The following is a 25,024-nucleotide window of genomic DNA, read 5'->3' on the forward strand; positions in this document are numbered from 1 at the left end:
CGATAGAATTGCGGCGAAGCTGCGGTCTCAACTGGTATTTTTTCCCGCCAGCCGGTAAGTCATGACAAACGGCACGGAAGGGACCCGCCATGACTTTGCTTATCGTCGGCATCATACTTTTCCTCGGGGTGCATCTCGTGCGGGTGGTTGCCCCCGGCTTCCGCAGTTCGATGATCGAAAGCCTCGGCGAGAAGGGCTGGCGGGCGGCCTATTCGATCGCCAGTCTAGCGACGCTGATCCTGTTGATCTACGGATTCGGTCAGGCCCGCCAGGTGACCGGCATGCTCTATTCTCCGCCGGTCTGGACGGCGCATATCGCGATCACGCTGATGCTGATCGCGATGATCTGTCTCGTCGCCTCGCTGCTGCCGGCGGGGCATATCGCGACCAAAACCAAACATCCGATGGTGCTGTCGGTGAAGATCTGGGCGCTGGCGCATCTGCTCGCCAATGGCGAGACGTCGTCGGTGTTGCTGTTTGCGGCCTTCCTCGCCTGGGGCGTGATCCTGCGCATTTCGCTCAAACGGCGGCAGCGGGCGGGGGAGATCACGCTCCGGCCTTTCGTCTCCGCGAAATACGATCTCTATGCCGTCGTCATCGGCATCGTCGCCTGGGTGCTGATCATCTGGAAGCTGCACGAATGGTTGATCGGGGTTTCGCCGCTCTAAAGCGCGGCGCGGTTAACTTGATTCATGCGATGCGCTTTAGCTCTTTGTTTTTTATGCATGCCGTTATCCGGGAACCGCTGCACACTTCCCGGCGACATGCATTGGACGTAACGAATCTTTCATATCCCCCTTACAACCGCGGTAAAATGGGATAGAAGGCCCGAGAATGTGCATGTCATGAACATGCAATAGGTATTTCCGCGGCCGGAGACGAGAATGACATTCAACGACGACAGCTTCATCCGTGAAGTCAACGAGGAATTGCGGTCCGACCAGATGAAGGGCGTCTGGCGCCGCTTCGGCCGTTATATCATCGTCGTCGCCATCCTGATCGTCCTCGGTACCGCCGGCAAGGTTCTCTATGAATATTGGGACGACAACCGCTCCTCCGGCACGGGCGACCAGTTCCTGGCGGCAATGAAGCTTGCCGACGAGAACAAGAACGACGAAGCGCTCGCCGCGCTCGATAAGCTCGAGAAGGAAGGCCACGGTGCCTATCCGGTGCTGGCGCGCATTCGGGCCGCGACCGTCCAGGCACAGAAGGGCGACGCCAGCGCAGCGATTGCCGCCTTTAACGAGATCGGCAAGGACAATGGCGTTCCGGCCGCTGTGCGCGATGCCGCTAAAATGCGCGCCGGCTGGCTGCTGATCGAAAACGGCTCTTACGAACAGGTTTCGGCGGCGATCGAGGAAATGGCCGTGCCGGGCAACGCCTTCCGCCATTCGGCGCGCGAAGCGCTCGGCCTTGCATCCTATAAGGCCGGCAACATGGCGCAGGCCCGGCAATGGTTCCAGTCGATCGTCGACGATACCGACAGCCCGCGCAATGTTGCCAATCGCGCCCACATGATGCTTGATCTCATTACCGCATCCGGCAAGGCGCCCGCCGCGCAGGGCTGAGTTTTAAGGAAAAAGAATGAGTTTCACGGTCGCGATCGTCGGTCGTCCGAATGTCGGCAAGTCGACGCTTTTCAACCGCCTCGTGGGCAAGAAGCTGGCGCTTGTCGACGATACGCCTGGCGTGACCCGCGACCGCCGGCCGGGCGATGCGCGGCTGATGGGCCTAACCTTTACCATTATCGACACGGCCGGCCTGGAAGAGGCCGACGAGGAAAGCCTGCAGGGCCGGATGCGCGCCCAGACGGAAGCGGCGATCGACGAGGCCGATCTTTCGCTGTTCGTCGTCGATGCCAAGAACGGGCTGACGCCCGTCGACACCGCGCTTGCCGAAATGCTGCGCCGGCGCGGCAAGCCGGTCGTGCTTGTGGCCAATAAATCCGAGGCGCGCGGCTCCGACAGCGGCTTCTACGACGCCTATACCCTGGGTCTCGGCGAGCCGACGCCGATTTCGGCCGAACACGGCGAGGGCATGCTTGATCTGCGCGACGCGATCGTCGAGGCGATCGGCAAGGACCGCGCCTATGCCAAAGAGGATGTCGCCGTCACCGACGTCGATATTTCCGAGGCCGCAGGCGAAGGCGAGGGCGAGGACGAAGAGCCCGTCTATGACGACACCAAGCCGCTCAGGGTGGCGATCGTCGGCCGGCCGAATGCCGGTAAGTCGACGCTGATCAACCGTTTCCTCGGCGAGGACCGGCTTTTGACCGGGCCGGAGGCCGGCATCACCCGCGATTCCATCTCGGTCGAATGGGATTGGCGCGGGCGCACCATCAAGATGTTCGATACCGCAGGCATGCGGCGCAAGGCGCGGGTGACCGAGAAGCTGGAGAAGCTCTCCGTCGCCGACGCGCTGCGTGCTATCCGTTTTGCCGAGACCGTGGTGATCGTCTTCGACGCGACGATTCCCTTCGAGAAGCAGGACCTGCAGATCGTCGATCTCGTGCTGCGCGAAGGCCGTGCCGCCGTGCTTGCCTTCAACAAGTGGGATATGATCGAAGACCGGCAGGCAGTGCTTGCCGACCTGCGCGAAAAGACCGACCGGCTGCTGCCGCAGGCGCGCGGGATCCGCGCCGTGCCGATTTCCGGCCAGACCGGCTGGGGGCTCGACAAGCTGATGCAGTCGATCATCGACACGGACAGGGTCTGGAACAAGCGCATCTCGACGGCGAGGCTCAACCGCTGGCTGGAGACGCAGCAGATCCAGCATCCGCCACCTGCCGTGTCCGGCCGGCGCATCAAGTTGAAATACATGACCCAGGTCAAGGCCCGCCCGCCGGCCTTCATGATCTCCTGCACTCGCTCCGACGCGCTGCCGGAATCCTATACGCGCTATCTGATCAACGGGTTGCGCGCCGATTTCGACATGCCGAGTGTACCGATCCGTATTCATTTCCGTTCAGCTGAGAATCCGTTCGAAGGCAAGAAGAGGCGGACCTAGGAGTTCTTGGGGCGCTGGTGCCTGGAGCACGACCTATCTAGATCGACTTGAACTAAGCCACGCTTCCATTCAGCGCCTCGCGCAGCGCCACGATCTCGGCCTGTAGGCGGTTTAGATCGGCGACATCGCGACCGCTGGCCTCGGCGATGCAGCTGGGGATGCCGGTGGCCTTTTCCTTCAGTCGCTTGCCCGCATCGCTTAAGCGGATAACGACGACGCGTTCGTCCTCGCTGCTGCGCTCGCGCTTGATATAGCCGGCGCTTTCCAGGCGCTTGAGCAGGGGCGTCAGTGTGCTCGATTCCAGGAAGAGCTTTTCGCCGAGGCTGCCGACGCTCTGGCCGTCCTGTTCCCACAGCGCGACCATGGCAAGATATTGCGGATAGGTGAGGCCGAGTGTGTCGAGCAGCGGCTTGTAAACCCTGTTCAGCGCATGGCTTGCCGTATAGACGGCAAAACAGATGAAATTATCGAGCTTCAGCTGATCCTGCATGGTCATCTCCAGAATTGAGCGAAAATATATCGTGCGATAAATAATCGCAAGCGATTTTGCTGCATGGCAGGTATGCTGAAATTTAAATTGTCCAATAAATAATCGTGCGCGATATAAATGACGTGTTCACGACGAACACCAAACCGAGAGGATAAGACAATGTCGACCATCAAGACCGCCGTTTCCGCCGCAGCACTCCTGGCAGCCTCTGCCGCCGGGGCGTTTGCCGACCCGGTACTCGAGCCGACAACGCAGACATTCATCGACGGCCTTGCCGGCGGAAAGCCGATCTACACGCTGTCGCCGGCCGATGCCCGCAATGTTCTGGCCGGCGCGCAGAAGGGTGACGTCAAGAAGCTTGCCGCGCGGGAAGAAGATAAGGTCATCAAGGCGGGCCCGACCGGCAGCATCAAGCTGCGCATCATCCGCCCGGAACATGCCAAGGGCACGCTGCCGGTTATTCTCTATTTCCATGGCGGCGGCTGGGTGTTGGGCGATGCGGATACGCATGACCGGCTGGTGCGCGAAATCGCCAATGGCGCCAATGCAGCCGTCGTCTTCGTCGATTACGAGCGCTCGCCGGAAGCCCGTTATCCCGTCGCCATCGAACAGGCCTATGCGGCGACCAAATATGTCACCGAACACGCAAAGGAGCTCAACGTCGACGCCGGCAGGCTAGCGGTCGCGGGCGATAGCGTCGGGGGCAATATGGCGGCTGTGGTGACGCTGCTTGCCAAGGAGCGCGGCGGTCCCGCCATCGACCAGCAGGTGCTGTTCTATCCAGTCACCGACGCCGATTTCGACAATGGCTCCTATAACCAGTTCGCCAATGGCCCGTGGCTGACCAAGGAAGCGATGAAGTGGTTCTGGAATGCCTACCTGCCCGACGAAGCCAAGCGCAAGGAACCGACGGCTTCGCCGCTGCAGGCATCACTGGAGCAGCTGAACGGCCTCCCGCCGGCGCTCATCATCACCGATGAAAATGACGTTCTGCGCGATGAAGGCGAAGCCTACGGCCGCAAGCTCAGCCAGGCCGGCGTTCGCGTCACGTCGATGCGTTACAACGGCACGATCCATGACTTCGTGCTCTTGAACGCCATCGCTGAAACGCCGGCCGCGCGCAGCGCGATTGCGGTCGCGAACGACACGCTTCGCAACGCTTTGCACAAGTAAGGCGATTGAAGCTTTTTGTTTTCACGCAATTCCCGGCAAAACCGGTTTGCGCTTTGCCTGGCAAAACCGCTTCACACTTTTGCTGGAATTGCTTTAGTCCGAGGAAGGGAGACGCCCGGCGGTTTCGCCGGGCTTTCTGCTTCTTGGCAGCGACTTGGCAAATTGCCAGGCCTTCTTCCATTTCGGCGTGATGACGCCATTGGCGGCGCGGATATTGTTGATGAACTGCAGCGTTGCCGCTTCCCAGGAATATTGCATGGCAAGCTCGCGCGCCTTGACGCGCGAGGCGGAGAGGGCGGCAAGGCAGGCGGCTTGCAGGTTCTGGTCGAGCGCGCCGACCTCGCTGCCCTCGCCAATGATATCGAGCGGGCCGGTGACCGGATAGGCTGCGACCGGCACGCCCGATGCCAGCGCTTCAAGGATGGTGTTGCCGAAAGTGTCGGTGAGCGAGGGAAAGACGAAGACGTCGGCCTGGGCATAGGCTTTCGCCAGATCATCGCCGAACTTCACGCCGGTAAAATGCACATCGGGATAGCGCTGCTCCAGTTCGGCGCGTGCCGGGCCGTCGCCAACGACAACCTTCGAACCGGGCAGGTCGAGATCGAGAAAGGCCGGCAGGTTCTTTTCCAGCGCCACGCGGCCGACCGTCATGAAGATCGGGCGAGGGAGGCCGAATGGCTGCTCCTCAAGCGGCATGGGATGGAATTGCGTGGCGTCGATGCCCCGGGTCCAGGGCATCAGGTTCTTGATGCCGCGGGCCGAAAGCTCGCGAGCAAGGCTCGGTGTCGCGACCATGCAGCCGGCGCCGCCATTGTGGAACCAGCGGACGAAGGCATAAAGCCAGCTTTGCGGAATCGGCAGGCGGGCGGAAACATATTCGGGAAAGCGCGTGTGATAGCTGGTGGAGAAGGGCATGCCCTTACGCAGGCACCAGCGGCGGGCGGTCAGCCCCAGCGGCCCTTCGGTGGCGATATGCACGTAGGAAGGTTTGTGTTTCTCGATCTCGCGGGCGATGCGGCGGTAATTGGCGATCGACAGGCGGATCTCGGGATAGGTCGGGCAGGGGATGCTGTTGAAGCGCTCCGGCGTTACCATCGAAACAGCCACACCCATCTTCGCCAGCTCGCGATTGGTGTTCTCGATCGAGCGCACGACGCCGTTGACCTGCGGATGCCAGGCGTCGGTGACGATCACCAGCCGTTCCGGCAGGTTGCCGGCGGCTGTAGCATTGGCCCAGCTCTCGCTGTGATGAGTGTTTGCCGGACGTTGCAGCATGTCACGATTTCCATCCGCGTTGCATCGATATGCCAACGCTTAGCCCCAGCGCGGGGTTCCGGAACGGCGATTCCCGCTCGCCTATTCTGAGGCATGACCATGATGGAAATATTACAGCCGCATGCCAGCGTTTGCAGGCCTTTCAGCGGCCCGATCCCCGCGAATATGTCAGCGGCCGATCGCGAATTTCATGCGGGAAGAAGGACGGCGCCGGTCGGGGACCGGCGCCGCTTGGGAGGTTAGGCGGCAGCGGAAGCCGAGCTTGCAGTCGGAACTTCCGAAATCGTCTTCAGAACCTGGGAAGCGATCTGGTAGGGGCAGCCCTGCGAGTTGGGGCGGCGATCTTCCAGATAGCCCTTGTAGTCGTTCTTGACGAAGGAATGCGGGACGCGGATCGAGGCGCCACGGTCGGCAACGCCGTAGGAGAACTTGTTCCACGGAGCCGTTTCGTGCTTGCCGGTCAGGCGCTTGTCGTTGTCAGGACCGTAAACGTTGATGTGGTCCATCAGGTTCTTTTCGAACTGCGCCATCAGCGCTTCGAAATAGGCCTTGCCGCCGACTTCGCGCATGTACTTGGTCGAGAAGTTGCAATGCATGCCCGAACCGTTCCAGTCGGTGTCGCCGAGCGGCTTGCAGTGATACTCGATGTCGATGCCGTATTTTTCGGTCAGGCGCTGCAGCAGGTAGCGTGCCATCCAGATCTGGTCGGCGGCCTTCTTGGAGCCCTTGCCGAAAATCTGGAATTCCCACTGGCCCTTGGCCACTTCGGCATTGATGCCTTCGTGGTTGATGCCGGCAGCGAGGCAGAGGTCGAGATGCTCTTCGACGATTTCGCGGGCGACGTCGCCGACGTTCGAATAGCCGACGCCGGTGTAGTAGGGGCCCTGCGGAGCCGGGTAACCCTGCTCGGGGAAGCCGAGCGGGCGGCCGTTCTGGTAGAAGAAATATTCCTGCTCGAAGCCGAACCAGGCATCTTCGTCGTCGAGGATGGTGGCGCGAGCATTGGATGCGTGCGGCGTGACGCCATCGGGCATCATGACTTCGCACATGACGAGCGCGCCGTTGGTGCGAGCCGGGTCGGGATAGATGGCGACGGGCTTCAGCACGCAATCGGAGCTGCGGCCTTCGGCCTGCATGGTCGACGAACCGTCGAAGCCCCAGAGCGGAAGCTGTTCCAGCGTCGGGAATACGTCGAATTCCTTGATCTGCGTCTTGCCACGCAGGTTCGGTACCGGAGTGTACCCATCGAGCCAAATATACTCGAGCTTAAATTTTGTCATCGTGACTCTCTCAATGCTACGAAGGTGAGCAAATCCGGAGACGATCTCGGCGCGCAAGCGCATCCAACCGCCAGGGGATGCACCTATTAAAGCATGTAGCGTGCCAGTTCGGCTGCCGTGGCGAAAAAAATCGCAAATCAGCCTCCGGACATGCATTTTCTTTTGCCGAAATCATCCCGTTTTGACGGCTGAAGGCCGTATCATCAGCAAGAAACCGAATTTTCCGCTTGGGAACCGGATGAAAATTTCGGCGTTAGCCTGGCGTGATCAAGTGTTGAACAAATAGGCGGACGCTCTCGGCGCAGACAGCATATCGATCAATCATAATATGGGGATGCATATAATTTGTGCAATTTGCATAAACTATGTGCATCGTGCTATGGTCGCGGCCTTGAATGTCGATGCGCCGAACTGAATGGAGGCGATCTCATGCCCACCGGTTTCCATCGTGAATCCGCAACGGTCTACCAGTTTCCCGTCAAGCCGACGCGAGCCGTCAACCGGTTCGAACGCGCCCGGCTGATGGAGCGCGAGGCAGCCGATATCTGCGACGCGGCGCTCGACAGTTGCTGGTATCATGACGAGGCGGTTCGCGAGACCGAGCGGCCAACGAAGTCCTGAGTTTTTCCCATTAACGGGTCGGAATGGCGACAAGGCGGCGAGCGCTTTGGCATGGCATTCGTACCGGGTGTCATGTGCGGACTCAGCCGCCGTTCAACCCCAGTTTTTCCTTTGCCACCAATGCGCCGTGTTCACTGACGACGCGGGCCGCGACGCTTGCGGCGAAGCGGGCGGCGGCGGCTGCATCCGTTGTTTCCAGATAGTGCGCGAGGAAGGCGCCGTTGAAGCTGTCGCCGGCGCTGGTGGTATCGACCACTTGCTCGACCTTCTCGGCCGGAACGAAGCTCTCCTCGCCGGCGAAATTCAGCCTGACTCCGTCCGCGCCGTTCTTGACGACGATATGGACAGCGCCCAGCGCGCGATAGCGGTTGATCGTTGCCTCGATGGAATCGTCGCCGAAATGGGCGGCCTCGTCGTCGAAGCTCGGCATGACGATCACCGAGGAGCGGGCGCCCTCGCTGATCGTTGCATGCATGATGTCATAACTCGACCAGAGGCGGGGGCGGATGTTCGGGTCGAACACCACGAGCTTGCCGGCAGCCTTGGCGCGGCGGATTTCGGCGAGCAGCGTCGTGGCATCCTCCTGCGGCAGGATGGCAAGGGTGATGCCGGAGAAATAGACGAGGTCAGCACTCTCAACCGCTTCGCGCAGGCGGTCGGGATCGGCGGCCAGACTGCGGGCAGCCGAACTGTCGCGCCAATAGCTGAAGGAGCGCTCGCCGTTCTTCAGATTGATCATATAAAGGCCTGATGTTTTGCCCTTGATGCGGCGGATGTGGCTCGTGCCGATGCCTGCCTTGTCGATGAAGGCCACCATCTCATCCGACATGGCGTCGTCGCCAAGCGCGGTAAAATAATCGACCGACCAGTCGGGGCCGAGGCAGGCGCGGGCATACCAGGCGGTGTTGAACGTATCGCCGGCGAAACCTTTGCGCAGCAGGCCGTCACCTGCCTGCGAGAGCTCCACCATGCATTCACCGATCGATAGAAACCGTCTGCTCACCTTGTCCTCCCGGCATTGCTCTTCATCGCTGATACGCGGAGCCAGGCGGAGTGACAAGCTTTGATATCATGGACGCCGATATCGCAGGAGGTAAAAGCCCGCCTTCGCGGCGAGGCAAAGGCGGGTGCGGGCGAAGGCCCTTATTCGTGGATGGTGTAGCTGCCCATCTGGCAAAGATCCTGCGTATCTTCGGTCGTGTCGAGATCCGAGTTTTCGTCGAACTCGAAGCGCATGTCGTATTTGCAGACGGTGCGGCCATCGGCGATGGTGATGTTCATGGTCTCGCCTGGATTGAGCACATTGTCGCCGAAGACGTCTTCTTCCCAGCTGTTGACGCCCGTCGGCGAGCTGTAGAAGCGCGTCAGGACGGAATTGGTTCCGTTGGTGAGCTGGAATTTCAGATCTTCGGCAAGCGACGGCACGGCGGAAGCGGCGACGACCGCGGCGGCAAGCGCGATCAATCCAGAGACTCTCGATTTCATATATGCGTTCCCCTCGCCCATGATCGGGCGAAGACAGGGATAGCATAGTGGCATCTAAATCTTTGTTATCGGAGACTCTAGATTCCGATATAAGTCTGTTTTCGGAACAGTTCACCCCAAAGATGGATGGCAGATCTTCTGCAAAGAGCGGAGGTGCTGCACTCGACTTTCAGACGGCCTAGAAAGCTCGCCAACCCCTCCTTCGTCATACTCGGGCTTGCCTCCGGTCGATAAGGTCGCAGATCCTCGGCACAAGGCCTGGGATGACGTGCTAGTGTGAGATTTGTCGTCAAACTGAAGGCTGCTTCATACGGCTGTCGCTTCATTCATGGCCTGTCCATATGGTAGCAGGCGGCCTTCTGGCCGGGGCGGACTTCCTCGGTCGGCGGCATTTCGGTGCGACAGATATCGGTCGCCTTCCAGCAGCGCGGCGAGAAGACGCAGCCTTTCGGCGGGTTGAGCGGCGAGGGCGGATCGCCCTGCAGACGGATGCGGGTACGCAGCCGCGCGAGCTTCGGATCCGGGATGGGTGCTGCGGAGAAGAGCGCCTGCGTGTAGGGATGGGCCGGATGATCGAAGACGGTGGCGCAGTCGCCTGCCTCCACCACCCTGCCGAGATAGAGCACCAGCACATCGTCCGAAATCAGCCGCACGACGGACAGGTCGTGGCTGATGAAGATCAGCGTCAGGCCGAATTCCTTGCGCAGTTTGCGCAGAAGCGTGATCACTTGGCCCTGGATCGAAACGTCGAGGGCCGAAACCGGCTCATCGCAGATGATCAGCTTCGGTTTGGTGATGACGGCGCGGGCGATGCCGATGCGTTGCGCCTGGCCGCCGGAGAATTCGTGGGGATAGCGGTTGATCATCTCCGGCACCAGGCCGACGGCGGTCATGATCTCGCGGACGCGTTCGGTGCGTGCGGCCTTCGAAAGCTTCGGCTCGAAAACGGTGAGCGGTTCGGCGATGATATCTCCAACGGTCATGCGCGGATCAAGCGAGGCGATCGGATCCTGGAAGATGATCTGCATGTCGCGGCGGGCGGCGCGCATTTCCTCTTCCGAGATGTCGAGAAGATTGCGGCCCTGCCAGAGGATGCGGCCCTTCTGCGATTTCAACAGCCGCAGAATGGAGCGGCCGAGCGTGGACTTGCCGCAGCCGGATTCACCGACGACGCCGAGGGTGCGGCCTTCGGCGAGATCGAAGCTGACATTGTTGACGGCGGTGAGGAAAATCGGCGGCTTGAACAAGCCCTTCGCCGGCAATTCGAATTGGGTCGTCAGGTTCTCGACCCTTAGAAGCGATCGGTCAGCCATGGTTCAGCAACTCCTCACGACGCGGGAACGGGTGGTAGCAGGCGGCGCAGTGGCGCGGCGCCAGGGTTTCGAGCGGCGGCGGACGATCGATGCAATCGTCCTGGACCTGTGAACAGCGCGGCGAGAAATTGCAGCCCTTCGGCAGGTGCTGCAGGTTCGGCGGGCGCCCGGGGATAACGACGAGCTCATCGACGTCCTGATCCGGGCGCGGGATCGAGGCATGCAGCGCCGCCGTATAGGGATGGGCGGGATTGTCGAAGAGCTCGTCGACCGGCGCTTCTTCGACGATGCGGCCGGCATACATGACGGCGACGCGGTCGGCGAGGCCGGCGACGACGCCGAGATCGTGGGTGATCATGATCAGCGCGGTGTTCATCTCCGCCGTCAGGTCGTTGAAGAGATCGAGGATCTGCGCCTGGATGGTGACGTCGAGCGCCGTCGTCGGCTCGTCGGCGATCAGCAGCTTCGGTTTGGTGAGCAGCGCCATGGCAATGACGATGCGCTGGCGCATGCCGCCTGACAGTTCGTGCGGATAGAGGTGGAAGCGGCGCGTCGGGTCGGGGATGCCGACGCGTTTCAGCATGTCGAGGGCAGCCTCCGATGCGGCGCGCGCCGTCAGGCCGCGATGAACTTCAAGCTGTTCGGTCAGTTGCCGCGAAATCTTCAGCGACGGGTTGAGCGCGGTCATCGGGTCCTGGAAGACCATGGCCATGTCCTTGCCGCGGATCTGGTCGAGCTCGCGCGGCTTCAGCGACAGTACGTCCCTGCCTTCGAGCAGCGCCTGTCCCGCCGTCCTGCCGTTCTTGGCGAGCAGCCCCATGATGCCGAGGAAGGTCTGGCTCTTGCCCGAGCCCGACTCGCCGACGATGGCAATGCGTTCGCCACGCCGAACGGTAAGATTCATGTTCGAGACCGCCTTGACCTCTCCATCAGGCGTTTTGAAGGTGATCGAATAGTCATTGAGTTCGAGAAGGATGTCTTTTTGCGTTTCATGGGCCATTCTAGCGATCCTTCGGGTCGAACGCGTCGCGCAGGCCGTCGCCGATGAAGAGCAGGCTGAGCAGCAGAGCCACGAGGAAGCTTGCCGGGAAGATCAGCAGCCAGGGCATGCTTTCCATGGCATCGGTTCCCTCGGCGATCAGGGTGCCGAGCGAGGTCAGCGGTTCCTGGACGCCGAAGCCGAGATAGGACAGGAAGCTTTCGGTGGCGATGATTTCAGGCACGGTCAGCGCCGCGAAGATGACCACCGGGCCGACGAGGTTCGGAATGATGTGCTTGACGATGATCTTGAACGGCCTCTGCCCGGAGGCACGGGCCGCCTCGATGAATTCGCGATGCTTGATCGACAGCGTCTGGCCGCGCACGATGCGGGCCATGGTCAGCCACTCCAGCGCGCCGATGGCGGCAAAGAGCAGGTAGACGTTGCGGCCGAAGATCACCATCAGCAGGATGACGAAGAGAATATAGGGAAGCGCATACATGATATCGACGAAGCGCATCATGATCGCATCCAGCCTGCCGCCGATATAGCCTGATATCGCGCCGTAGAGCACGCCGATGACGACCGAGACGACGGTCGCCGTCAGCGCCACGGCAAGCGAGATGCGGGTGCCGTAGAGCACCCGGGCGAGAAGATCGCGGCCGTTCGGGTCGGTGCCGAAATAATGGCCGGTCTCGATCGACGGCGGGATGCGGAAGGCGGCCCAGTCCGGATCTTCGTAGTTGAAGGGAATGAACCATGGGCCGAGGAAGGCGGCGAGGATCAACAGGGCCAAGACCACGATCGACAAGACGGCGGCCTTGTTGCGCCCGAGGCGACGGAGCGCATCCCTGGTGAGCGAACGGCCTTCGGGAGCCAGGCCCTCGGCCTCCAGAAGCTCCTGGGCGAGCAGTTCGCGTTTTGCGGGGTTGAGGATCATCGGTTTCTCACTTTCGGGTCCAGCCAGGCATAGGCGATGTCGACCAGAAGGTTCAGGAACACAATCAGCACCATGTAGAAGATGACCGTGCCGAGAACCATGCCGTAATCGCGGTTCAGCGCTGCGTTGACGAAGTAGCGGCCGATGCCGGGCAATCCGAAGATGCTTTCGACAACGAGCGAACCGGTGAGAAGGTAGCTTGCCGCCGGCCCGAGATAGGAGACGACAGGCATGAGCGCGGGCTTCAGCGCATGGCGCATCACCGTCAGCCGCGGGCCGATGCCCTTGGCCTTGGCGGTGCGGATGAAGTTCTGGTTCATCACCTCGATCATAGAGCCGCGGGTGATGCGCGAGATGCGGCCTGCATGCGGAAGCGCCAGAACGACGATCGGCAGGATCAGGTATTTGATCGAGCCGTCACCCCAGCCGCCGACCGGAAACCAGGCGAGGTGGATGCCGAAGATCAATTGCAGGATGGGCGCGATCAGGAAGTTCGGCAGTACGACGCCGACCAGGATGAGGGCGCCCAGAATATAATCCGGCGTCTTGTTCTGATAGAGCGCCCCAAGACAGCCGACGGCGACGCCGACGATGATGGCGATCAGGAAAGCAGCCGTACCGATGGTGAAGGTATAGGGCAGACCGATCATGATCTGCTGGGCGACGGAAAAATCCTCGCTGGCGAAGGAGGGGCCGAGATCGCCCCGGAGCAGGTCACCGACATAGATCAGGTACTGCTGGATCAGCGGCTTATCGAGATTGTAGTGGACCGCAAGGTTTTTCAGGATCACCGGCGGCAATGGCCTTTCGCCATCGAACGGGCCGCCGGGGGCAAGGCGCAAAACGAAAAAACAGGCTGTGACGGCGATCCACAGAACGGGGATCGTCGATAGCAATCGACGGAGGGCGTATTTGATCATGGTCGTGGGCCGGTCCTTCCCGCGAGAGGCGGGAAGGACCGTTTTCCCTTACTCTTTCATCGACAGCCAGCGGGTGCGGTGGATGTCCTGGATGTTGTCGACGAAGCCTTCAATCTTCGGCGAAACAACGTTTTTCGAAACGTAGTAGTAGATCGGCAGGGCGGCAGAATCATCGAGCGCCAGCTGCTCGGCCTTCTTGAAGATTTCGGCGCGCTTCTTCAGATCCGTCTCGGCGTTGCCGTCCTTGATCAACTTGTCGTAGTCAGGATTGGACCAGCGGCCGTAATTCATCTGGACGCCTGTGACCAGGAGGTTCAGGAAATTGTCCGGATCGTTGTAGTCGGCGAGCCAGCCGGCGCGGCCGATCTGCACTTCGCCGCGCTGCAACTGGTCATAATGGACCTTGGTCTCTGCATTGACGAGTTCGACATTGACGCCGAGCGGCTTCCACATCGAGGCGATCGCCACGGCGATGCGCTTATGGTTGTCGTTGGTGTTGTATTTGAGCTCGGCTGTCAGCGGATGATCCGGACCGAAACCAGCTTCTTTCAGCAGCTTCTTGGCTTCTTCGACCTTATCCTTATAGGGAAGATCCTTCCAGGAGACGTATGCCGGCTCGCCGTAGTTTGCCGTGCCCGGCGGGACCCAGGAATAGGCCGGCAGTTCGCCGGTGCCGAGAATCTGCGGGCCGATGACCTCGCGGTTGATCGCCATGGAGAGAGCCTGGCGCACGCGCTTGTCGGCGAAGGGCGGTTTGGTCGAATTGATGACGTAGTAATAGAGGCCGGAGAAGGGGGCGACATGCGCCTGGCCCGGCAGGTTCTTCTTCATCCACTCGTACTGGTCGGTGGGGAAATCGGTGAGGATGTCGAATTCGCCGGCGCGGTAGCGTTTCAGCGCGGCTTCCTGATCCTCAAGCACGAAAAACTTCGCGCCGTCGATCTTCAGGTCCTTGGCGCCGTACCACTGGTCGTTCTTGACCGTGGTGACGTGCGAGCCGGGCACCCATTCGACGGGCTTGTAAGGTCCGTTGGTGACGATATTGCCGATCTTGACCCAATCCTGGCCCTTCGCCTCAACGACGTGCTTGGGCAGCGGATAGGCGGTGTAGTGCATCAGGGCATTTAGGAAATAAGGGGTCGGGTTTTCAAGGGTGATTTCAAGCGTCTTGTCGTCGATGGCCTTGACGCCGAGCTGGTTGAGATCGGTGATCTCGCCCTTGTTGATCTTTTCGGCATTCTTGATGGTGAATTGCAGATAGGCATAATCGGCGGCGTTCTTCGGGTCGACGAGGCGCTGGAAGGCGAAGACGAAGTCTCCTGCCGTTACCGGCTGGCCATCGGACCATTTGATGCCGTCGCGAAGTTTGAAGGTATAGACTTTGCCGTCAGGTGAAATCGTCCAGCTTTCTGCCTGGCCGGGAACCGGATTGTCCTTGGCGTCCTCAGTGACAAGACCTTCGAAAATGTCGCCGGCGATACGATTCTCCCAGTCGCCGGAAAGCTTCTGCGGATCGAGCGATTGCGGGTCGCCACCATTGTGAATGTTGAGCGTGGCCGCATGCGCCGAAAACGCCAGCAATGTGCCAAGCATTGCGGAGGCGAGAAATTTTTTCGTGAACTGGTTCATCGTGGGTCCACCTTTCTAGGCTTTGCGCCTTTATTAGACATCTGTTCCCGACATTTGACCTCTTACGTGCAGGTCAGTGCGCACCTTATCGCAAAGGAATCGCGTTGCAACCCCAAATCCGGAAGCTGGAAACGGGTTGTGGACAAGCCTATATACGTCTCCCCCTTGTTGGATCGCGACGACGTGTCGCTGCCTTCCGATGGCCTCCATTCCGGCCCCACCCCGGTTGTCTTTTGCCCCGTCCGCTTTAGTGTGGCGGCGCAGACGAGGCAGGAGATATAGCCGATGGCATTGCAGGCAGGCGGGAATGCGGACTGGTGGCGCGGCGCGGTGATCTATCAGGTCTATCCGCGCTCGTATCAGGACACCAACAGCGACGGGCTCGGCGACCTCAAGGGGATCACCCGCCGGCTGCCGCATATCGCCAGCCTCGGTGTCGACGCGATCTGGCTCTCGCCCTTCTTCAAGTCGCCGATGGCCGATATGGGCTATGACGTCTCCGATTATTGCGATGTCGACCCGATCTTCGGGACGCTCGCCGATTTCGACGAGATGATGGCCGAGGCGCACAGGCTCGGCATCAAGGTCGTCATCGACCAGGTGATCTCGCACACTTCGGACCGGCATCCCTGGTTCGTCGAGAGCCGGACGAGCCGGACCAATCCGAAAGCCGACTGGTATGTCTGGGCCGATCCGAAGCCCGATGGCACGGCGCCGAACAACTGGCTGTCGATCTTCGGCGGGCCGGGCTGGGAGTGGGACGGCGTGCGCCGGCAATATTACCAGCACAATTTTCTGACCTCGCAGCCGGACCTCAATTTCCACAGCAGGCAAGTGCAGGATGCGGTGCTGGAGACGGTGAAGTTCTGGCTCGATCGCGGCGTCGACGGCTTTCGGCTGGACACGGTCAACTATTATTTCTGCGACAAGCAGCTCAGAAGCAATCCGCCGCACGAGCCCGATGAAGATGATGCAGGTCTCGATGCGCCCGACAGCAATCCCTACGGCATGCAGAATCACCTCTACGACAAGACGCAGCCGGAAAACGTCGATTTTCTCAAACGCTTCCGGGTGCTGCTCGACCAGTACGAGGATCGCACGACCGTTGGCGAGGTCGGCGACGGGGCACGTTCGCTGAAGACGGTGGCCGCTTATACGAGCGGCGGCGATAAGCTGCATATGTGCTACACGTTCGACCTGCTGGGACCGGATTTCACCGCCGAGCATATTCGCGGCTGCGTCGAGGCTTTCCAGACGTCGGTGACAGACGGCTGGGTCTGCTGGGCTTTTTCCAACCACGACGTCATGCGCCATGTCAGCCGTTTTGCGCTGACGGCGGAAGAGCGGCCTGCGATCGCCAAGCTGGCGATCTCCGTGCTTGCAGCGCTGCGCGGCTCGATCTGCCTCTATCAGGGCGAGGAGCTCGGTCTGCCGGAGGCGGAGCTTGCCTTCGAGGATCTGCGCGATCCCTACGGCATCCGCTTCTGGCCGGCCTTCAAGGGCCGCGACGGATGCCGCACGCCGATGCCCTGGGAAGCGGGCAAGGCGCATGCGGGCTTCACATCGGCCGAGAAGAGCTGGCTGCCGGTGCCTTACGAGCAGGCTGCACTTTCCGTGGATACGCAGGAGGGAAGCGACAGCTCGGTGCTGCATCACTATCGCAGCACGCTCGCCTTCCGAAAAAACCACCCGGCGCTGATCGACGGCGAGATGACCTTCATCGGCACCAACCAGGACCTGCTTGCCTTTACCCGCGAAAAGGACGGGGAAAAGCTGCTTTTTGTATTCAACCTGACGCGCGAGCCTGCGGAATTCCGCCTGCCGGAAGGCTTGGTGCTCGGCGAGCGGCTTGAGATGCCGGGCTTTGAAGCGGTGGCAGGCCCGGGGCTGGTGAAGCTTGCGGCGCTGGACGGGTTCTGTGCGCGGATTTGAGGTCCAATTCAAATTGAAACATCCCATGGGATGTATTATGTTACTCCTATGAAGCGGGTCGTGCTTGATACCAACATATTGACCGCCGCTCTTCGCAGCAGAAGCGGCGCATCCTTCGCGATATTGCAACTGACAGCGAAGAGGGCGATCCGGCCGCTGGTCACGACGGCGCTTTTTCTGGAGTACGAAGCGGTGCTGAAGCGTCCGGAGCACGTCGCGGTTCATCGGTTTATGCCACCGGAGATCGATGACCTGATGGCGGAAATGGCTGCGTTGGCCGAGGCGGTGGATGTGCATTTCCGCTGGCGGCCCCAACTGTCGGATCCGCAGGACGAGCTGGTACTCGAGGCGGCGGTCAATGGACGTGCGGATGCGCTTGTGACGCACAATATCAGGGATTTCGAAGCGGTGAAGGACCGGTTCGGGCTCCGGGTCATTCGTCCCTCGGAGTTGCTGGAGGAAATCAGGAAATGAGCACGAACACCTATCCGCTCAAACTTCCAAGCTCAATCAAGGCGGCTGCTGCCCGCCTTGCGAGGGAAGACGGCGTGTCTCTCAATCAGTGGATCGCATCGGCGGTCGCACAAAAGGTCGGTGCCGTCGAAACTGCCGAGGAATTTCTCAAGAGACGGGCAGGCGGCGCGAGTGGTGATGGTCTTTTGAAGCTGCTCGATAAGGTGCCGGAAGCAGAACCCGCCGAGAATGATGAATTACCGGAAGGCTGGCGATAGGCACAGTCTGTGCTCCTCCGGTGCTCGGCAGGCAGATCACCCGATCAGCGCGAACTTGTCCACATCGACCATGCCGCGGTCGGATATCTTCAGGTGCGGGATGACCGGCAGCGGCAGGAAGGCCAGTTGGAGGAAGGGTTCCTCCAGCGTGGCGCCGAGCGCGAAGGCGGCCTTGCGCAGATGGTGCAGCGTATCGCGGACCGTCTCGTAGGGCTCGAGGCTCATCAGGCCGGCGATCGGCAGGGCGATTTCGCCGGTGACCTTGCCGTCCTCGACGACGACGAAGCCGCCCTTGATCTCGCCGAGGCGGTTTGCGGCGCGCGCCATGTCGTCCTCGCTGACGCCGACGACGCAGATATTGTGGCTGTCATGGCCAACGGTGGAGGCGATCGCACCCTTCTTCAGGCCGAAGCCCTGGACGAAGCCGTTGGCATGGTTGCCGTTCTTGCCGTGGCGCTCGATGACGGCGACCTTGATGATGTCGTTGGCAAGATCGACCGATGTTTCGTTGCCCCTGACGGGCAAGCGGTAGCGGCGATGCTCGGTGATGATCTTGCCCGGCATGACGCCGATAACCGGCGTTTCGCCTTCGGCGACCGGCACGCCGAAATGGGCAGCGTTGACCGGCCGGGCCTTGACGCTGTCGAGGCCGATCGGCGCGACCGGTTTGCGCGTGGAAAAGAGCGCATCGGTGACGCGGCGGCCGGCGGAGAAGACTATGTCAGCACGGCAACCTTCGAGGCTGTCGAGTACCACCAGATCGGCGCGCCAGCCCGGCGCCACCAGGCCGCGGTCCCTGAGGCCGAAGGCGCGGGCAGCCGAAATCGAGGCGGCGCGGTAGATCGCCAGGGGTTCGACGCCGCTTGCGATCGCCGTGCGGATCATGTGATCGAGATGGCCCTGTTCGGCGATGTCGAGTGGATTGCGGTCGTCGGTACAAAGCGCGAGGTATGGCGAAAGCCGCTCGGTGATAATGGGCATCAGCGCGGCAAGATCCTTGGACACCGAGCCCTCGCGGACCAGGATATGCATGCCCTTGCGGATCTTTTCCAGCGCCTCGGTGGCGCTCGTGCATTCGTGCTCGGTGCGGATGCCGGCTGCGAGGTAGCCGTTGAGGTCGTTGCCGGACAGCAGCGGCGCGTGACCGTCAATATGGCCGCCCTGGAAGGCGTCGAGCTTGGCCATGCAGACGGGATCCTTGTGGATCACGCCGGGAAAATTCATGAATTCGGCAAGGCCGATGACCTTCGGATGGTGGCGGAAGGGCAGGAGACGCTCGATCGGCAGATCGGCGCCGGAGGTTTCGAGATGCGTTGCCGGAACGCAGGAGGAGAGCTGGACGCGGATGTCCATGATCGTCTCGAGCGCGGATTGGAGAAAGAATTCGATGCCGGCGGCTCCCAGCACATTGGCGATTTCGTGCGGATCGCAGATCGCGGTGGTGACGCCGTAGGGCAGAACGCAGCGGTCGAATTCATGCGGCGTGACGAGCGAGGATTCGATGTGCAAATGCGTATCGATGAAGCCGGGAACGACTGTTTTTCCCGATATGTCGATCTCGGTTTCGCCCTGATAATTGCCACAGGTGCCGACAACGCGATCGCCGCCGATGGCGATGTCGGAGCGGACGAGTTCGCCGGTGACGAGGTCGAAGAAACGGCCGCCCTTCAGCACGATATCGGCCGGCACGCGGCCAACACCCTGGTCGATGAGACGTTCGAGTTTGCTGATCATGGCATCGCTCACATTACAACCGATTCCGAAGTTATAACCGATCCATCGTCACAAGCGAGGGGCGCAAAACGAAACCGGGCGCCGCAGAGGCGCCCGGTCGATGGTGACCAGCGATGGCTTACTCAGCGGAAACGATCTTGCCGTCTTCCCACTTGTAGAGCGAGAAGCTCTGCGAGGTCAGGTCGCCGGTTTCGCCATAAGTGACCTTGCCGATGGCGGTCGGGATCTCCTTGCCGTCTTTCAGCGCCGCCGCGACGGCTTCCGCGTCCTCGGCACTACCGGCCTTCTCTATGCCGGCTTTCAGCACTTCGACGGCGGCATAGGCGTTGAGCGTGAAGGCCTCGGCCGGGATGTTCTTGGCAGCGAGCGCATCGGCGGCAGCCTTGGAATCCGGGTTCTTGGTGGCGTCGGACGCGTTGGTGAACAGCGTGCCTGCTGCCGCATCCGTACCGATTGCCCAGAATTCGGTATTGGAGAGGCCGTCGCCGCCGATGATCGTCGCGTTGGCGGCGAGGTCATGCAATTGGCGGGCAAGCAGGCCGCCTTCCGGGTGATAGCCGCCGAAATAGACAACGTCGACCTTTTCGGATTTGACGCGGGTGGTCAGTGCGCTGAAGTCCTTGTCGCCTGGGGTGATCGCGTCGTTGACGACTTCGGTCATGCCGCCGGCGTTCAGCGTCGCCTTGAAGGCGTCGGCGAGGCCCTTGCCGTAGGCGCCCTTGTCGTTGACGATGGCGACGCGCTTGTCCTTGAAATTCTTCAGCACGTATTTGGCGGCGACTTCGGCCTGCTGATCGTCGCGGCCGCAGGTGCGCAGCACGTTGGTGAGACCGCGCTTGGTGAGGTCGGGCGCCGTTGCCGTCGGGGTGACCATCAGCACGCCGTTTTCAGCCAGCACGTCCGAAACCGGAATGGCAACACCAGAGGTCACCGGGCCGACGACGAAACGGATGCCGTCGGCGACGACCTTGTTGGCGGCGGAAACGCCCTGCTTCGGTTCGCCGGCATCGTCTGCCAGCTCGAGGACCACCTTCTCGCCGAGAATGCCGCCCTTCTTGTTGATCTCGTCGACGGCGGTCTGAGCGCCGTTCTTCACCTGATCGCCATAGGCGGCGACGGGGCCAGTCAGCGGCGCAATCAGGCCGATGGTGATATCGGCATGGGCAAGCGGCGCAAAGGCAAGCGACGCAACGAGTGTCGCCGTCAATGTCTTGAGGGTCATTGTCTGTCTCCTTGGATGGGGTCCTTCGACCCGCGATGAAGTGCCGCGCCGGTTTTTCCGATCATTCAACGGCCCCTTTGGGCCGTGCCAAGGACGATCGACAAGGGCGCGATCAGCGAGCCTGCCGGCCATATTTGACTCGGGAAGGCTCATGGCGAGATTTCTAGGAATTTTGACGGTATTGCGCAAGTTCATAACAAAATGGAAGGAAAATCGGATCGATCCGGCCGGAAAGGGGTTCGAAGGCGATCATTTCCTTCGGTTTTCGGTGATTTCTCATGAGGGACGTTGCAATGGACAGGCCGCTGCCCAGGCGAAACCGCCTCCGTATGGTTGTCTTTATCTTTCCCATTAACCGTTAGTTTGGCTGGTGGCAGTAGTATCCCGCGATACCCAGAACACCGCAGCATTGAAAAAGAGACCCATACAAATACTTAGATAGATATAGCGGGAAACAGAGACTTGATGCTCAAGCGGATCGACGCCAGCCAAGTGCGTATCGGAATGTTCGTGGAGGCCGTCGAGGGCCTGTGGCAGGATCCGCTTTTGTCCAAGCGCAGATTTTCGCTGCGGCGCGAGGCCGATGCCGCAAAAATTCGCAAATGCGGCACCGTCAGCGTGGTCATCAACACCAGCAAGGGGCTCGATACCGGCGGCCTGCCGGGCCGTGACATCGAGATCGATATCCAGGTCGCGCGCGAGACCGTCCAAAAATCCGTGCAGGTGCTGGAAGAGGCTTTCGAGAGACTGCGGAATGGCGATGCGATCAGCGTCGCGCATGTGGCGCCGGTGATTTCTTCCGTCTCCAAGTCGATGGAGGACAATCCCTCGGTTTTCCTGAACGTCACGCGTTTGAAATCAAAGGACGAAGTGACCTTCCTTCATTCTATTTCGGTAAGCGCGCTGATGATCCTGTTCAGCCGCCATCTCGCACTCGACGAGCCTACGGTCCAGATGCTCGGCACCGCCGGGTTGCTGCACGATGTCGGCAAGCTTGAAATTCCGCTTGAGGTGCTCAACAAGGCCGGGCCTCTGGAAAAGGACGAGATCAGCTTGATCCGCGGCCATCCGGAGAAGGGACACGCATTCCTGTCGCGGCAGGAGGGCATGTCGGAGATCGTTCTCGATGTCTGCCTCAATCACCACGAGCGCATCGACGGCAAGGGCTATCCGCGCAGGCTGTCCGGCAGAGAGTTGAGCCTCCACGCGCGCATTGCCACGATCTGCGATGTCTATGACGCGATCACCTCGGTGCGGTCATATAAGGCGGCATGGAGCGCGACCGACGCACTGAAATGGATGTTCGGGAATGAAGGGCACTTCGACCGCCGTCTGCTGAAAAAATTCGCTCTCTGCCTTTCCGTCGCCTCGGTGACCTGAGGTCGATCCCTCGTGGCGACAAAAAGGCCTGCGTGGGCTTGCACCCGTCGCAGGCCATGATTTTGAAAGCTTGAGAACTTTCTCAGATATTGTTCTGCAGGATGGTCCGCAGCTTGCCGAAGAGTTCGTCGATATGGTGCTTCTCGATGATCAGCGGCGGCGAGAGCGCGATGATATCGCCGGTGGTGCGGATCAGCAGGCCGCTTTCGTAGGCTTTCAGGAAGGCGGTAAATGCGCGCTTGGTCGGTTCGCCGGCGATCGGATCGAGCTCGATCGCGCCGATCAGGCCGGTGTTCCTGATGTCGATGACATTGGGGCAGTCCTTCAGCGAATGCAGCGCGTCGGCCCAGTAGTCGGAAAGCTCGGCGGCACGCGTCAGCAGCCCTTCTTCCTTGTAGGTGTCGAGCGTGGCGAGCGCGGCGGCCGAGGCGATGGGATTGCCGGAATAGGTGTAGCCGTGGAAGAACTCGATCATGTGCTCCGGGCCGTTCATGAAGGCATCATGGATCTCGGAGGTGACGAAGACGGCGCCCATCGGAATGACGCCATTGGTCAGTCCCTTGGCGGCGGTGATCATGTCGGGCTTGACGTCGTAATATTGTGCGGCGAAGGGAGCGCCGAGGCGGCCGAAACCGGTGATGACCTCGTCGAAGATCAGCAGGATGCCGTGCTTGGTGCAGATCTCGCGCAGCTTCTGCAGGTAACCTTTCGGCGGGATGAGCACACCGGTAGAGCCTGCTACCGGTTCGACGATGACGGCGGCGACCGTCGAGGCGTCATGCAGGGTGACGATCCGCTCCAGTTCGCTGGCGATGTCGCCGCCATGTTCGGGCTCGCCGCGGGTGAAGTTGTTCTTGCCGGGCTGGTGGGTGTGCGGCATGTGATCTACGCCGGTCAGCAGCGTGCCGAACATCTTGCGGTTGGTGACGATGCCGCCGACGGAGATGCCGCCGAAATTGACGCCATGATAGCCGCGCTCGCGGCCGATCAGGCGGAAGCGTGAACCATTGCCCTTCACGCGGTGATAGGCGAGCGCCACCTTGAGTGCCGTCTCGACGGATTCGGATCCGGAATTGGTGTAAAGAACGTGGTTCAGGCCTTCCGGCGCAATGTCGACCAGGCGGTTTGCCAGTTCGAAGGCCTTGGGATGGCCGAGCTGGAAGGCCGGGGCGTAATCGAGTTCGCCGGCCTGCTCGCGGATCGCCTCGGTGATCTTCGGGCGGCAGTGGCCGGCATTGACGCACCAGAGGCCGGCCGTGCCGTCGAGCACCTGGCGGCCGTCATGGGTCGTATAATACATGTCCTTGGCGCCGACGAACATGCGCGGCTCCTTCTTGAACTGGCGATTTGCCGTAAACGGCATCCAGAAGGCGCGAAGATCATTCGGTGCGTTGAGGCGATTGGACATGCTGTTCTCCTGGCCGCTGACGGCCCTTTTCCCGGGGCTTCACGCCCCAAATTTTGACTGCCCGGTCAAATTATCAGGGCTTCTTCAAGCGTCAACGGTAAAACGCCCGGGAGCCGTCCGTGACAGGAAGGCTTGAGTTTTGACCGGATCGATCTGGGGATATTCCGGGACAGGCGGGTGCAGCAAAAAGGGCACGACCGGCAAATCGCAAGATCTGCCGGTCGTGCCATAAGGTTCAGGTGCTGAAATATCGTTGCCGCGCTTCCGGAAACATCCCCTTGCGGCACGGCATCGGCCGACATTCATGTCAGCGCTATCATCAAGCGGCGGATCTGTTCCTGTTCTGCACGAGGTAAATGTCTTCGAGCGTTGCCAGGATCTTCATCACCGGCTCGGAGGTGCTGGAATAGTAGATGGTCTGTGCATCACGGCGGGTTTTGACCAGCTTCTGTGCACGCAGTTTCGACAGGTGCTGAGAGAGTGCCGACTGGCTGAGGCCGACCTGCGTTGCAAGCACGCCGACCGCCACTTCGCCCTTCACGAGGCTACACAGGATCAGCAATCTTTTGGGATTTGCCATGGCCGACAATAAAGCTGCCGCCACATTGGTGTGATCGGCCAAATCAGTGGTTTCCATATTGTTATCTTCCTAATGCGAAACGTACATCATGCGTGTTGGCACAGGCCGTCAGTCGGATTTCGACCGACGCCCCAAAAATAGCAAGTGGGGTCGAAGATTGTATATACCTAAATTTAAGGTATCGAGTATGCTATTTTAGATATGTTTGAACAAACGTGATCGGCATCCCCAGCGAGGGTTTCGAATTCATATCGCAGCAGAAAATCGCCGGAAATCAGGTCAAAACCTGAGGGATCGATACCACAAATGCGCCAGGAAGCCGATTTCGGCGCTTTTAGCCTGGCAGCGAGGGTCTTTGCGACGTCGGGGTGGCGTGCTACTAAATCTCGCACTGTTTCTGCCGCGCCGGCGGCAATCTCCTCATTCGCGGCCGACTGGATGATGAGATCGTTCCCATCGAGCTGGTAGGCGCGGCCAAAGCCGCCATTGAGGCTGGCCCGCTCCGGTTTGAGGCGAAAAAAGAGAAAATCGGGAAAGTCGATATAGAGGTTCGCCTTGCTGTGGCGGGCGAGAAAACGAGTGCGCAGACGCTCGTGGAAGGCGTTGCCGCGCTCGACGGGTTCCGCCAGGCATTGGGTCGTCAGGCGAGGGTGGGCGAGCGGATCGCCCTTGCCGGGCTCGCCGGTCAGGAGTGAGGCGCGCGCGTCACGGCCGAGCGCTTTGGTATGGGCCGAGAGTTTCGAAACGAGAATGACGGGGGTGCCGTCAATATCGGTCGCGACGAGCACACGGCTGGCGAAGGGAAAGCCGGTCTCGGGGTCGAGAACGGCAATCGCCGCGTGCCGCGCGGAGCGCAGCAGCACGCGGGCGAGTTTGCGGGCGTCGTCGTCGGTTTCGCGTATGGGCGAGGGCTGATCCTTCATATC

Annotated in this window: 24 protein-coding genes; 9 read left to right on the forward strand and 15 right to left on the reverse strand. The window is 60.8% G+C overall.

Features of this window, described 5'->3' with window-relative positions; all coding sequences use genetic code 11:
* The first annotated feature begins 89 nt into the window (after positions 1-89).
* The 3 genes from AF337_RS37530 to der all read left to right on the forward strand — a co-directional run bounded on the left by AF337_RS37530 (position 90) and on the right by der (position 3,006).
* On the forward strand, positions 90-668 hold the full coding sequence (locus AF337_RS37530; protein WP_049736117.1) for an NnrU family protein: 579 nt from the start codon (positions 90-92) through the stop codon (positions 666-668).
* 216 nt (positions 669-884) lie between these two features.
* Complete coding sequence (locus AF337_RS37535) at positions 885-1,568, forward strand: tetratricopeptide repeat protein (protein WP_049736118.1); 684 nt, start codon at positions 885-887, stop codon at positions 1,566-1,568.
* A gap of 16 nt (positions 1,569-1,584) precedes the next feature.
* Positions 1,585-3,006, forward strand: coding sequence for a ribosome biogenesis GTPase Der (gene der, locus AF337_RS37540; protein WP_049736119.1), 1,422 nt, complete (start codon positions 1,585-1,587; stop codon positions 3,004-3,006).
* A 52-nt stretch (positions 3,007-3,058) separates the two neighbouring features.
* Here der and AF337_RS37545 read toward each other — a convergent pair whose 3' ends face one another.
* Positions 3,059-3,496 carry a MarR family winged helix-turn-helix transcriptional regulator gene (locus tag AF337_RS37545; protein ID WP_049736120.1) on the reverse strand — a complete coding sequence of 146 codons (438 nt, stop codon included), beginning with the start codon at positions 3,494-3,496 and terminating at the stop codon, positions 3,059-3,061.
* Positions 3,497-3,655: 159 nt separating this feature from the next.
* Here AF337_RS37545 and AF337_RS37550 point away from each other — a divergent pair, with 159 nt between their 5' ends.
* Entirely contained in the window at positions 3,656-4,669 is a 1,014-nt protein-coding gene (locus tag AF337_RS37550) for an alpha/beta hydrolase (RefSeq protein ID WP_049736121.1), read from the forward strand.
* A gap of 93 nt (positions 4,670-4,762) precedes the next feature.
* On the opposite strand, the gene AF337_RS37555 is transcribed toward AF337_RS37550, so the two are convergent.
* Positions 4,763-5,944: a glycosyltransferase family 4 protein gene (locus AF337_RS37555; protein ID WP_049736122.1), complete on the reverse strand. Its 1,182-nt coding sequence runs from the start codon at positions 5,942-5,944 to the stop codon at positions 4,763-4,765.
* A gap of 239 nt (positions 5,945-6,183) precedes the next feature.
* Positions 6,184-7,224 carry a glutamine synthetase beta-grasp domain-containing protein gene (locus tag AF337_RS37560; protein ID WP_049736123.1) on the reverse strand — a complete coding sequence of 347 codons (1,041 nt, stop codon included), beginning with the start codon at positions 7,222-7,224 and terminating at the stop codon, positions 6,184-6,186.
* 429 nt (positions 7,225-7,653) lie between these two features.
* On the opposite strand from AF337_RS37560, the gene gstI reads away from it, so the two are divergent.
* The gene (gene gstI / locus AF337_RS37565; protein ID WP_049736124.1) at positions 7,654-7,845 is read left to right on the forward strand and encodes a glutamine synthetase translation inhibitor GstI; all 192 of its coding nucleotides are present in this window, start codon (positions 7,654-7,656) and stop codon (positions 7,843-7,845) included.
* Between the two features lie 82 nt (positions 7,846-7,927).
* Here gstI and AF337_RS37570 read toward each other — a convergent pair whose 3' ends face one another.
* The 7 genes from AF337_RS37570 to AF337_RS37600 form a co-directional block, all read right to left on the reverse strand.
* Positions 7,928-8,848, reverse strand: coding sequence for a sugar kinase (locus AF337_RS37570; protein ID WP_049736125.1), 921 nt, complete (start codon positions 8,846-8,848; stop codon positions 7,928-7,930).
* 140 nt (positions 8,849-8,988) lie between these two features.
* Positions 8,989-9,330, reverse strand: a complete 342-nt coding sequence (locus AF337_RS37575) for a hypothetical protein (protein WP_049736126.1) — start codon at positions 9,328-9,330, stop codon at positions 8,989-8,991.
* 326 nt (positions 9,331-9,656) lie between these two features.
* Positions 9,657-10,643: an ABC transporter ATP-binding protein gene (locus AF337_RS37580; RefSeq protein ID WP_049736127.1), complete on the reverse strand. Its 987-nt coding sequence runs from the start codon at positions 10,641-10,643 to the stop codon at positions 9,657-9,659.
* A complete protein-coding gene (locus tag AF337_RS37585; protein WP_049736128.1) occupies positions 10,636-11,643 on the reverse strand; it encodes an ABC transporter ATP-binding protein in 1,008 nt (335 codons plus the stop codon). The genes AF337_RS37580 and AF337_RS37585 overlap by 8 nt, the downstream gene beginning before the upstream one ends.
* A 1-nt stretch (position 11,644) precedes the next feature.
* Positions 11,645-12,562 (reverse strand): ABC transporter permease, encoded by a 918-nt coding sequence (locus AF337_RS37590; protein ID WP_003592967.1) that lies wholly within the window; start codon positions 12,560-12,562, stop codon positions 11,645-11,647.
* Positions 12,559-13,482, reverse strand: a complete 924-nt coding sequence (locus AF337_RS37595) for an ABC transporter permease subunit (RefSeq protein ID WP_049736129.1) — start codon at positions 13,480-13,482, stop codon at positions 12,559-12,561. The genes AF337_RS37590 and AF337_RS37595 overlap by 4 nt, the downstream gene beginning before the upstream one ends.
* Positions 13,483-13,530: 48 nt before the next feature.
* A complete protein-coding gene (locus AF337_RS37600) occupies positions 13,531-15,111 on the reverse strand; it encodes a peptide ABC transporter substrate-binding protein (RefSeq protein WP_049736130.1) in 1,581 nt (526 codons plus the stop codon).
* A 285-nt stretch (positions 15,112-15,396) separates the two neighbouring features.
* On the opposite strand from AF337_RS37600, the gene bglA reads away from it, so the two are divergent.
* The 3 genes from bglA to AF337_RS37615 are packed head-to-tail and all read left to right on the forward strand — an operon-like array spanning position 15,397 to position 17,774.
* Positions 15,397-17,043, forward strand: coding sequence for a beta-galactosidase BglA (gene bglA, locus AF337_RS37605; RefSeq protein ID WP_049736131.1), 1,647 nt, complete (start codon positions 15,397-15,399; stop codon positions 17,041-17,043).
* A 60-nt stretch (positions 17,044-17,103) separates the two neighbouring features.
* The gene (locus AF337_RS37610) at positions 17,104-17,517 is read left to right on the forward strand and encodes a putative toxin-antitoxin system toxin component, PIN family (protein WP_244471381.1); all 414 of its coding nucleotides are present in this window, start codon (positions 17,104-17,106) and stop codon (positions 17,515-17,517) included.
* The gene (locus AF337_RS37615; protein WP_049736133.1) at positions 17,514-17,774 is read left to right on the forward strand and encodes a toxin-antitoxin system HicB family antitoxin; all 261 of its coding nucleotides are present in this window, start codon (positions 17,514-17,516) and stop codon (positions 17,772-17,774) included. The genes AF337_RS37610 and AF337_RS37615 overlap by 4 nt, the downstream gene beginning before the upstream one ends.
* A 36-nt stretch (positions 17,775-17,810) precedes the next feature.
* On the opposite strand, the gene ade is transcribed toward AF337_RS37615, so the two are convergent.
* Together ade and AF337_RS37625 are read right to left on the reverse strand one after the other, a co-directional pair.
* Positions 17,811-19,508, reverse strand: a complete 1,698-nt coding sequence (ade, locus tag AF337_RS37620) for an adenine deaminase (protein ID WP_049736134.1) — start codon at positions 19,506-19,508, stop codon at positions 17,811-17,813.
* Between the two features lie 118 nt (positions 19,509-19,626).
* Entirely contained in the window at positions 19,627-20,730 is a 1,104-nt protein-coding gene (locus AF337_RS37625) for a branched-chain amino acid ABC transporter substrate-binding protein (RefSeq protein ID WP_049736135.1), read from the reverse strand.
* A 465-nt stretch (positions 20,731-21,195) separates the two neighbouring features.
* Here AF337_RS37625 and AF337_RS37630 point away from each other — a divergent pair, with 465 nt between their 5' ends.
* Positions 21,196-22,110 (forward strand): HD-GYP domain-containing protein, encoded by a 915-nt coding sequence (locus AF337_RS37630; protein ID WP_049736136.1) that lies wholly within the window; start codon positions 21,196-21,198, stop codon positions 22,108-22,110.
* Positions 22,111-22,192: 82 nt separating this feature from the next.
* On the opposite strand, the gene aptA is transcribed toward AF337_RS37630, so the two are convergent.
* The 3 genes from aptA to AF337_RS37645 form a co-directional block, all read right to left on the reverse strand.
* Positions 22,193-23,518, reverse strand: a complete 1,326-nt coding sequence (aptA, locus tag AF337_RS37635; protein ID WP_049736137.1) for an omega-aminotransferase AptA — start codon at positions 23,516-23,518, stop codon at positions 22,193-22,195.
* 319 nt (positions 23,519-23,837) lie between these two features.
* Positions 23,838-24,155, reverse strand: a complete 318-nt coding sequence (locus AF337_RS37640; protein ID WP_049736138.1) for an ArsR/SmtB family transcription factor — start codon at positions 24,153-24,155, stop codon at positions 23,838-23,840.
* 116 nt (positions 24,156-24,271) lie between these two features.
* Complete coding sequence (locus tag AF337_RS37645) at positions 24,272-25,021, reverse strand: HugZ family pyridoxamine 5'-phosphate oxidase (protein ID WP_049736139.1); 750 nt, start codon at positions 25,019-25,021, stop codon at positions 24,272-24,274.
* Positions 25,022-25,024 lie beyond the last annotated feature (3 nt).

The organism is Rhizobium ecuadorense, assembly GCF_001187535.1.
Lineage (GTDB): Bacteria > Pseudomonadota > Alphaproteobacteria > Rhizobiales > Rhizobiaceae > Rhizobium > Rhizobium ecuadorense.

Coding starts and splice junctions, on each gene's coding strand:
- AF337_RS37615 (WP_049736133.1), top strand. CDS start 17,514: ATGAGCACGAACACCTATCCGCTCAAACTTCCAAGCTCAATCAAGGCG.
- AF337_RS37575 (WP_049736126.1), bottom strand. CDS start 9,330: ATGAAATCGAGAGTCTCTGGATTGATCGCGCTTGCCGCCGCGGTCGTC.
- gstI (WP_049736124.1), top strand. CDS start 7,654: ATGCCCACCGGTTTCCATCGTGAATCCGCAACGGTCTACCAGTTTCCC.
- bglA (WP_049736131.1), top strand. CDS start 15,397: ATGGCATTGCAGGCAGGCGGGAATGCGGACTGGTGGCGCGGCGCGGTG.
- AF337_RS37580 (WP_049736127.1), bottom strand. CDS start 10,643: ATGGCTGACCGATCGCTTCTAAGGGTCGAGAACCTGACGACCCAATTC.
- AF337_RS37600 (WP_049736130.1), bottom strand. CDS start 15,111: ATGAACCAGTTCACGAAAAAATTTCTCGCCTCCGCAATGCTTGGCACA.
- AF337_RS37625 (WP_049736135.1), bottom strand. CDS start 20,730: ATGACCCTCAAGACATTGACGGCGACACTCGTTGCGTCGCTTGCCTTT.
- AF337_RS37555 (WP_049736122.1), bottom strand. CDS start 5,944: ATGCTGCAACGTCCGGCAAACACTCATCACAGCGAGAGCTGGGCCAAT.
- AF337_RS37530 (WP_049736117.1), top strand. CDS start 90: ATGACTTTGCTTATCGTCGGCATCATACTTTTCCTCGGGGTGCATCTC.
- AF337_RS37560 (WP_049736123.1), bottom strand. CDS start 7,224: ATGACAAAATTTAAGCTCGAGTATATTTGGCTCGATGGGTACACTCCG.
- ade (WP_049736134.1), bottom strand. CDS start 19,508: ATGATCAGCAAACTCGAACGTCTCATCGACCAGGGTGTTGGCCGCGTG.
- AF337_RS37640 (WP_049736138.1), bottom strand. CDS start 24,155: ATGGAAACCACTGATTTGGCCGATCACACCAATGTGGCGGCAGCTTTA.
- AF337_RS37595 (WP_049736129.1), bottom strand. CDS start 13,482: ATGATCAAATACGCCCTCCGTCGATTGCTATCGACGATCCCCGTTCTG.
- AF337_RS37590 (WP_003592967.1), bottom strand. CDS start 12,562: ATGATCCTCAACCCCGCAAAACGCGAACTGCTCGCCCAGGAGCTTCTG.
- AF337_RS37550 (WP_049736121.1), top strand. CDS start 3,656: ATGTCGACCATCAAGACCGCCGTTTCCGCCGCAGCACTCCTGGCAGCC.
- AF337_RS37535 (WP_049736118.1), top strand. CDS start 885: ATGACATTCAACGACGACAGCTTCATCCGTGAAGTCAACGAGGAATTG.
- AF337_RS37545 (WP_049736120.1), bottom strand. CDS start 3,496: ATGCAGGATCAGCTGAAGCTCGATAATTTCATCTGTTTTGCCGTCTAT.
- AF337_RS37630 (WP_049736136.1), top strand. CDS start 21,196: ATGCTCAAGCGGATCGACGCCAGCCAAGTGCGTATCGGAATGTTCGTG.
- der (WP_049736119.1), top strand. CDS start 1,585: ATGAGTTTCACGGTCGCGATCGTCGGTCGTCCGAATGTCGGCAAGTCG.
- AF337_RS37645 (WP_049736139.1), bottom strand. CDS start 25,021: ATGAAGGATCAGCCCTCGCCCATACGCGAAACCGACGACGACGCCCGC.
- AF337_RS37585 (WP_049736128.1), bottom strand. CDS start 11,643: ATGGCCCATGAAACGCAAAAAGACATCCTTCTCGAACTCAATGACTAT.
- aptA (WP_049736137.1), bottom strand. CDS start 23,518: ATGTCCAATCGCCTCAACGCACCGAATGATCTTCGCGCCTTCTGGATG.